The organism is Pontibacillus salicampi, assembly GCF_042434395.1.
Classification (GTDB): domain Bacteria; phylum Bacillota; class Bacilli; order Bacillales; family BH030062; genus Pontibacillus; species Pontibacillus salicampi.
Genome location: NZ_JBHLTP010000012.1, coordinates 184,284 through 193,551 on the forward strand (window position 1 = coordinate 184,284; position 9,268 = coordinate 193,551).

Genomic DNA, 9,268 nt, shown 5'->3' on the forward strand with positions numbered 1-9,268 from the left:
ACTCGTCTTTCAACAACAAGCAAAAAGCGAGTGTTTTTTCAGGCTATACCTTCCTCTGAGAAATGTATCAACCGACCACTCTAACAAAACTATCTTAAATCCAAGTCCTCCCCCTATATCTCCATTATGCGGATTTCTTTAACATCTACCGTTCTATAACCGACCCTATATATCATAAGCCCTTATCTCATCTTATGTGTTTGCTAATGAAAAAAAGGACGAAATCTTGAAAGATTCCGTCCTCTCTGTTCGTATTTATTCGCTTTTCTAGGAAGCTCCTTCAAAGAATGGCTTCAACCATTTAAAATTTAATGATCACAAGAACTGTCTGAGCCAGCTTGAAGTGCAGAGCCTGTTGTGCCGTTTAAGAGGTCGCCGCCTGTTTCACGAATAATTTCATTCGTAACCTCATTTGCGATGGTGTTTGTTACCATTTGCAGGAAGTCATTCACATCTGTCTGCGTGTCCTTAAATTCTTGAACAACTGGAATGCTATCTAGTTCATCCTGCAATCGATTGATTTCTTTTTCTACTTTTTTCAAAGCTTCCGTCTTTTCATAGTATTGAAAGTTAACGGCTTGCTTTTGTAGCGATTTAATGCGGCTAATATATTCCTGTACTTTCTTATTCTCATTAATTTTGGCTTCTACTTGCTTAAAACGATCAATTTCAGGTGTATCTGCCATTGTTTTTGCCAACTCATGAGCTCTTGCTACCACTTGTTCTTTTGTGTAATTTGCCATTATCATTTCACCTCTGCAGCTTCTTCAACCAATTCTCCATCAAGAGACCAGGTCTTCGCATTTGTTATTTTTACTTGTACAATAGATCCGATTGTTGAACTAGGGGCACGGAAGTTAACTAGCTTATTACGGTGTGTGTAACCTGCAAGCACTTCCTCATTCTTCTTGCTTTCCCCTTCTACAAGTACATCGACAACTTGTCCTTCGTATTTCTTCATCGCTTGAGCAGCTTGATGATTAATAAGGGTATTTAATCGCTGCAGACGTTCCTTCTTCACTTCCTGCGGTACGTTATCTTGCATTTTGGCAGCAGGAGTACCTTCTCGAGGAGAATAAATAAAGGTATATGCTCCTTCGAATCCAACTTCCTCCACTAAGGACAATGTTTCCTGGAATTGTTCTTCTGTTTCATTTGGGAATCCAACAATTATATCAGTCGTTAAGGTTGCATTCGGCATGGCTTCGCGAATTTTACCAACGAGCTCTAAATAGCGTTCTCTCGTGTATTTACGAGCCATAATTTTTAATACTTCCGAACTGCCAGACTGGACTGGAAGATGGATATGGTCTAATAAATTACCACCCTTTGCCAGCACTTCGATAAGACGGTCATCGAAGTCACGTGGATGAGAGGTTGTGAAACGAATTCTTGGGATATCGATTTTACGGAGTTCATCCATTAAATCACCAAGGCCGGTTTCATAATCCTCTAAATCTTTCCCATACGCATTAACATTCTGACCGAGCAGCGTTACTTCTTTATACCCTTGTGCTGCAAGCTGCCGAACTTCTTGAATAATATCCTCAGGCAGGCGACTTCTTTCCTTCCCTCTTGTATATGGAACGATACAATACGTACAGAATTTATCGCAGCCATACATGATATTGACCCAAGCTTTTATGTTACCTTTCCGTTGGCGAGGCAGGTTTTCTATAATGTCCCCTTCCTGGGACCAAACCTCAACTACCATCTCTTTTCCAAACATTGCCTCTTTTAGTAAATGGGGTAATCTATGGATATTGTGCGTTCCAAAGATAAGATCGACAAACTGGTGCTTTTGCAGAATTCGATTTACTACGGATTCTTCTTGTGACATACAGCCACATACACCTAATATTAAATCTGGATTTTCTCGTTTTAATGATTTTAAGTGGCCAATCTCACCAAACACTTTGTTTTCGGCATTTTCACGAATGGCACATGTGTTTAACAAGATTATATCCGCTTCATTTTGATCTGATGTAGATTCATATCCCATATCTGCCAGAATTCCTGCCATAACCTCTGTGTCATGCTCATTCATCTGACACCCATACGTTCGAATGAGAAACTTCTTTCCCTCACCAATATTCTGTAGGTCTTCTGGAATTCCAAAGTCATAATGTACGGTTACATCTTCTTTTCCACGCTTCTTTGCACTTTTTAAAGAAGGCGGTTGATATGTTGTTTCAAAATATTTAGCAAAATCTGCTGACGTCTTTTCACTTAAAGGCTTATCCTGGTCGGATTTTTTGTCCGCTGGATCCTTTATTTGATTCATTTCATTTCTCTGCTGTTCGTTCATTTTCAGAGAACCCCTTTCAAACATCACTCTAACTGTAATATTATATCAGGCTGCTGAAAAAAAATAAAGATTACGCGCCATTTCATTCAAGCGTTTTCAATAAAAAAAGGACTAAGTCTCTCGTACATTATCCTTGTAGGTTGAAACCGGATACCAAAAAAGCTTGAAGAGAAACGGTGGTCTCTCTTCAAGCTAAGGAGGCTTATGGTCTAAGCTTTTTAATTCCTACAATAAGTTTAGAGTATTACCTGCTCGTTCGAAAGCTTGCAGTGCTTCTTGTAGTTCTTCTTTGGAATGCTCTGCAGTTACGATGGTTCTAATTCTCCCTTTCCCCTTTGGAACAGTTGGGAAGACAATCCCTTGTGCAAAAACACCTTCCTTAAACAATTCATCAGAAAACTGGTGTGTTACTGCATCATCTCCAATTAGTACCGGGGTAATTGGAGTTTCACTAATACCAGTATCAAAGCCTAGATTCTCCAACCCTTCCTTGAAGAAGGCTCTGTTATCCCACAATTTTTGCATAAGCTCAGGCTCCTCTAACAGCACATCTATTGCGGCATCGCATGCTGCGGTTACAGCTGGAGGATGAGATGTACTGAATAAAAATGGGCGACCTTTATGGATTAAATATTCCTTGAGTGTTTTGGTTGTAGCAACATAGCCACCTAACACTCCAATCGCTTTGCTTAGTGTCCCAACTTGAATGTGTACACGTCCATCTAATCCAAAGTGATTGACTGTCCCACGACCGTTCTCTCCTAGAACCCCACTGGCGTGAGCATCATCTACCATGATCAACGCACCGTACTGCTCAGCGAGCTCAACAATTTCAGGCAGGGGAGCTATGTTACCATCCATGGAAAATACTCCATCCGTTACAATGAGCTTTGTACGATATTCCTTTGATTCTTCTAATTTTTCTTGGAGGGACTTCATATCCACATGCTTATAGATTTTTTTAGCACATTTCGTTAACCGAATGCCATCAATAATGGAGGCGTGGTTCAATTCATCGGAGATAACGACATCCTTATCTGTAAGCATGGAAGATAATACGCCCTGGTTCGTAGTAAAACCAGATTGAAACACTAATGCTGCTTCCGTATGTTTAAATGCTGCTAGTTTTTCTTCAAAAGCCTCGTGCATGGCAAGAGTACCAGCGATAGTTCTTACAGACCCTGTTCCTACACCGTATTCTTCCACAGCTTTAACCGCCGCGTCCTTCAACCGAGGATGAGAAGTAAGTCCAAGATAGTTATTTGAAGAAAGCTGAATAACTTCCTTCCCCTTGATGGACACCTTTGAACCTTGAGGAGATTCCAGTGGTATCAATTCACGGAAAGTACCTTCTTCCTTCATTTGATCTAATTCTTCCTGTAAATATTCAAAGCCTTTCATAGTTAAACCTCCTTGTATTGAATTACAACCCTTTTGGATGTAATACTACTTTGCCACATTTCCCTTCATTCATGAGCTGAAAGCCTTTCTCGAAATCCTCCAGAGCAAAATGATGGGTGATAATTGGTTTGACGTCTACTTGTTTGGAATGCAGCAACCTAGAAACCTGCTGCCACGTTTCAAACATTTTTCTTCCTGTAATGCCTTCCACTCGAACACCTTTAAAAACGATATCATTTGTCACATCTAATGTTACCGGTTTCACAGGCAGACTTAAAATAGAAACTCTGCCACCGTTTGTAATCATCTTAAATCCTTGATCCATGGCAACTGGATGGCCGCTCATTTCACATACGACATCTGCACCGTGCCCGACGGTCAGCGATTTCACTTTTTGGACTGGGTCCTCTTCTAAGGAATGAACGACTGTTGTTGCTCCCATCTGTTTGGCTAGCTCGAGACGATAGGGGTTAACATCTAATGCGAAAACTTGAGATGCACCTGCAGCCTTTGCTACACCTACAGCCATTAATCCAATAGGTCCACAGCCGATAATCGCTACATTTTTTCCTGCCACTTCTCCATTTAGCACTGTGTGCACTGCATTGCCCATTGGTTCCTGAATAGAAGCGATGTCTTTCTCCATATCATTTGGGTTAATCCATATATTTTCTTCCGGCAATGCTACATACTCCGCAAAACAGCCTTGGCGGTCTACACCGATAATTTCCGTATTTTCGCAAATATGATAATTTCCCGTTAAGCATTGTGGGCATCGATAGCATACGATGTGTGTTTCAGCACTTACATAATCCCCTACAGAAACCCTCTGTACAGATTCTCCAATGGCTACCACTTTCCCTGCAAACTCATGGCCAAATACATATGGCGGTTTTACTCGGCTTTTAGACCAATCATCCCAATTATAAATATGGACATCCGTTCCGCATATAGATGTTGCCTCTACTTCAATCAAAACTTCCTGTTTACCTACAACCGGAATATCTACTTCCTGTAATTGTGCCCCTTCTCCTTCATAATGTTTCACTAACGCTTTCATCTTTCCATTCATGGTGAACACTCCTAACTTCCCAAAACGTCCTTATACATTATTATAATCATATTTTTTTATTTATTTCCACCCCGTATTTTTTGTTTGTACACATGAAGTGGACATTTGACCGCCATCCGTAATCGCTTTCATAAAAACGCTGTAAAATAGTGTAGGGTAATGAATTCACGCAAGGAATATGATTATTCTGAAAATAAAACAGCCTACACTTTTCATGATGATTTAAATAAAACCAACCTGTTCAATAGAGTCCCCACGAATAGGAAACGAGAAAAAACACCTCCAGCGTCGTATATTTAAACGACAATTGAAGGTGTTTTTCTCGTCTCATTTGACTGAATTAGTTCAAAAGAATAGCTAGCTTGTCTATTCCTTACATAAACTCTGACGCCAATTGTTGAAAGGTTTCCTCATCGAGATGCACCGATTGTTTTACCAGCGGTTCTTCCTTAACATGAGGAAGCTTGGATTGGTAGGACTTTGAACCTTGGTCCTCGTACAATATCCCTTTCACTAACCCGTTATGCTTCATAATAGTTTCCATAGCTTGCTGTCGATTGGTTCGATCATATCCGTCTATCGCATTGACAGAAACAAGATGCTTCTTAAACCATTCATACGTATTGACCTTGTTATATGTCACACAAGGACTGAAAACGTTGATGAACGAAAACCCATCATGTTGGACACCTTGTTCAATAATGGAAGTAAGCTCTTTTAAATCACTGGAAAAGCTTTGAGCTAAAAACGTCACTCCAGCAGATAAGGCAATTTCCATAATATTCATCGCCTCTTCCACCGAACCATCTGGAGTACTTTTCGTCACAAAGCCAGCATCGCTTCTGGGAGAGGTTTGGCCTTTGGTTAGTCCATAAATTTGATTATCCATTACGATATACGTAATATTCATATTTCTTCTGATAGCATGGATAGTATGTCCCATCCCAATAGCAAATCCGTCTCCATCTCCACCTGAAACGATTACAGTTAAATCTTGATTGGCCATCTTTACTCCCTGCCCAAGTGGTAATGCCCGTCCATGTATGCCATGAAATCCATATGCGTTAATATAACCCGATATCCTGCCTGAACAGCCAATACCTGAAATAATCGCAAGCTCATCTGGCTCCAGCCCGATATTTGCTGCAGCACGTTGAATCGAAGCCTGCACAGAGAAATCACCGCAGCCAGGACACCAATTTGGTTTTATTTTATTACGGAAATCTTTAAATGTAGCCATTATATCCGCTCCTTACACGCTTCATATAGTGCATTAGGTAAAAAGGGAGTACCATCGTACTGCAATATTGGTTGTAGCTTACTAATCCCACCAACGTGCATTCGAATTAAAGAGGAAAGCTGTCCGGTTGCATTGTTTTCCACGACAATGACCTTTTTCGCCTTATCCATAAGACCTGCTACTTGTTTTTCAGGAAAAGGATGAAGCAGTCTAATGTGGGCATGCTGCACTGTTAACCCATCCTCTTCCAGCATGGCTTGAACCTCCTCCAACACTCCTCTTGTGGAGTTAAAGCCGACTAACAACACATCAGCTTCAGGAAGCGAATTGGACATATAAACAGGCTCTTTGAATGTATCAGGTAGGTTTTGTAGCTTGCGGAGACGCTTATCCATCTGCTCCTTCCGATTAACTGGGGACTCATCCGGCTTTCCTGACTCATTATGCTCTACTCCAGTTACATGGAAGATACTGTTTTTCGTACCTGGCAAAACCCTGGTAGAAATGCCATCTGGAGTTACTTGATATCGTTTAATAGGGTCGCTATCCTGTTTCATTCCGCTACCTATTTTCCCTTTTCTAATTGTTATCCTTTCATACAGGAAAGGATCTACTGTTTGTTTTCCTAAGGACAATTGTAAGTCCGATAGTAAAATAACGGGACACTGATATTCATCAGCTAGATTAAGAGCTTCCACAGCATCATAGAAGGCTTCCTCTACCGTACTTGGAGCCATGACAATTTTAGGAATTTCCCCATGTGTACCATACAGCATCGCCATGAGATCTGAATGCTCCTGCTTTGTTGGAAGTCCTGTGCTTGGTCCACCTCGCTGGGTGTCTATAATGACGAGCGGTGTTTCTGTCATACCTGCAAGTCCAATCGATTCCATCATTAACGAAAGCCCTGGACCTGCTGATGCAGTTACCGTGCGAACACCTGCATAATTGGCTCCAATGGCCATTGTCGCAGCAGCAATTTCATCCTCTGTTTGGATGACACTGCCGCCAAACTTAGGTAATTTCTCTATCATGTATTCCATGATTTCGGAGGCTGGGGTGATAGGATAAGCTGCCATGAAACGACACCCACCTGCAAGAAGACCAAGAGAAATCGCGTCATTTCCTATCAGGAACATCCTTCTTTTTTGATCCCCTTGCTGAAGCGTTAGGCTAGCATGCTGATTCAAGCTAGAAACATAGGCTTTCCCCCGCTCCAAAGCTCTCCTATTATTTTCTAATACAGCTGTTCCTTTTTTGCGAAACTTTTCTGCAACTACCTCCTGAAATATGTCACTTTTTAAATTCATAACCGCACAAGTAGCTCCAATGGCTACCATATTCTTCATTAGTGCGTTGCCTTCCTCTGATGCTATCTCTGTAAATGGCACCGATAATAATGTCGCTTGTATCCCACTAGGTAGTGAAGGGTTGCACTTGGAATCCGCAATGATAATCCCGTCTGCTACTAATTCATGTGCATTCACATCTATCGTTTCTTGATCAAATGCAACAAGAATATCTAAATCGTCTGAAACAGCACGAATTTGTTTTGTAGCAATTCGAACTTTATTGTTCGTATGCCCCCCTTTAATACGAGAAGAAAAATGGCGATACCCATATAAGTAATATCCTAGTCTGTTTAGAGCAGTGGAGAATATCTCGCCGGTACTTTCAATGCCCTCCCCTTGTTGCCCTCCAACTTTCCAAGACAGCTGTTCTCTCATCCACGAACACCCTTTCTGCACCTTAGCGCTACCATGCTATATGCTTGTACCTGTTAGCTTTTATATCATTATACGCACAAACACTAGTAGGATATGATAAAAGTTACGAGACTCTTCCCAGAATTAAAAGAGCCCTCCCTATTGGAGGACCGAATCACACGCATCGATATTAAAATCCACTCTTATTTTCTAATTGATGAGTCTAAGCATACCTATGCTCCTAAATGCTTAAAGATCTACTCGTGTAGAGATAAAGTTCTGCCTATTTCAGGTGAGCTGATTATTAACATTTCTGTTCTAATATTGATATGCAGGAGTTTGCACATAAGGCAATGGGGATATGGCGTTCCCTAAAGAATGGAGGCTTGTACCTACTGGTCAAAAAAACAACAGCTTCTGTTCAATTCTACTAGAAGAAGTTTACTTCGGCATCATACGCAAGATATTCCGATTCGTTATATTTTCCACTATGTCGTTGGAAAACCGATTGGATAGCTCCCTATACAGATGTTCATATTCCGAAATATCATATAGTCCGGTAATAATGGAATTCGTTCCGTCAAAATCAGACCCTAACCCTACACATCGTTCTCCTCCGCGGTCTATTATGTATTGCAGGTGGATCATTATGTCATCTATGGTAGCAGGGGGCTGCTCTGTTAAAAAATCAGCAACAAAGGTTACTCCAATGTAGGCGTTTCTTTTTATTAATTCATCTAGCTGCTTATCATTTAAATTTCTAATATGAGGGGTGAGGGTATAGGCATTAGAATGAGAAGCCATCGGATAGTCCGCAATATCCAGCACGTCCCAAAACCCCTGATAGGAAAGATGTGAGACATCTGTCCATACCTTATAGTCATTTAACAGTCGGACCACTTTTTTACCAAAGGAAGATAACCCTGCCCCTCGTTCCTCTTGTATGCCATCACAGACCGCGTTCGCCTGATTCCATGTCAGCCCTACAGATGTAACCCCAAGTCTAAGCAAAGTCAGCAGCTTAGTAAGGTCATCTCCAATCGGATGACACCCCTCAAGAGTGAGCAGCGCTCCCTTTTCATTAGGCTGTAAAGCTGCAATTTCCTCTTTGGAAGTTACTAGCTTAATAGAAGAGTAGGGAGCAATAATACGGTCATAGAATAGCCCAACCATTTCTAATGCAACTTCAAATCTCCGGGATGAAGGCACCTCTTCTGGTACGAAGATAGCAAACCACTGTACCTGTACAGGACTATCCATCCATTTGATATAATTAATACGAAGCTCGTCGCTGTCATGGAACGAGCGTTGCGGCCGTTCCCATAGCTTCATTAAAACATCACAATGAGTATCTACAATCATTACATTCTCTCCTCTAGAAAAAGTATTCGACAGTGCACCATATGGTGGAAAACAATCGAGTAGGAGGGAGTGACTAACTCCCGTCCTCTCACACCACCAAGCGTACGGGACCGTACTTGGCGGTTCCTTCAAGTTTGACGAAGCATTTCGTATCGTTCAGCTAAGCTACGAAGCCCGAA

At 41.3% G+C, this 9,268-nt stretch carries 7 protein-coding genes; all 7 read right to left on the minus strand.

All coding sequences use genetic code 11. The features are described from left to right. Window positions 1–308: 308 nt before the first annotated feature. Window positions 309–743, minus strand: a complete 435-nt coding sequence (locus tag ACFFGV_RS15645; protein WP_377349740.1) for a YlbF/YmcA family competence regulator — start codon at window positions 741–743, stop codon at window positions 309–311. 2 nt (window positions 744–745) lie between these two features. Further along, window positions 746–2,308 carry a tRNA (N6-isopentenyl adenosine(37)-C2)-methylthiotransferase MiaB gene (gene miaB / locus ACFFGV_RS15650; RefSeq protein ID WP_377349743.1) on the minus strand — a complete coding sequence of 521 codons (1,563 nt, stop codon included), beginning with the start codon at window positions 2,306–2,308 and terminating at the stop codon, window positions 746–748. 225 nt (window positions 2,309–2,533) lie between these two features. Further along, complete coding sequence (locus tag ACFFGV_RS15655) at window positions 2,534–3,709, minus strand: glycine C-acetyltransferase (RefSeq protein ID WP_377349746.1); 1,176 nt, start codon at window positions 3,707–3,709, stop codon at window positions 2,534–2,536. 22 nt (window positions 3,710–3,731) lie between these two features. After that, window positions 3,732–4,781, minus strand: a complete 1,050-nt coding sequence (gene tdh, locus ACFFGV_RS15660; RefSeq protein WP_377349749.1) for an L-threonine 3-dehydrogenase — start codon at window positions 4,779–4,781, stop codon at window positions 3,732–3,734. Between the two features lie 373 nt (window positions 4,782–5,154). After that, window positions 5,155–6,021: a 2-oxoacid:ferredoxin oxidoreductase subunit beta gene (locus tag ACFFGV_RS15665; RefSeq protein WP_377349751.1), complete on the minus strand. Its 867-nt coding sequence runs from the start codon at window positions 6,019–6,021 to the stop codon at window positions 5,155–5,157. Beyond that, window positions 6,021–7,748, minus strand: a complete 1,728-nt coding sequence (locus ACFFGV_RS15670; RefSeq protein WP_377349754.1) for a 2-oxoacid:acceptor oxidoreductase subunit alpha — start codon at window positions 7,746–7,748, stop codon at window positions 6,021–6,023. The genes ACFFGV_RS15665 and ACFFGV_RS15670 overlap by 1 nt, the downstream gene beginning before the upstream one ends. A gap of 420 nt (window positions 7,749–8,168) precedes the next feature. Continuing rightward, entirely contained in the window at window positions 8,169–9,089 is a 921-nt protein-coding gene (locus tag ACFFGV_RS15675) for a dipeptidase (protein WP_377349757.1), read from the minus strand. Window positions 9,090–9,268: the final 179 nt, after the last annotated feature.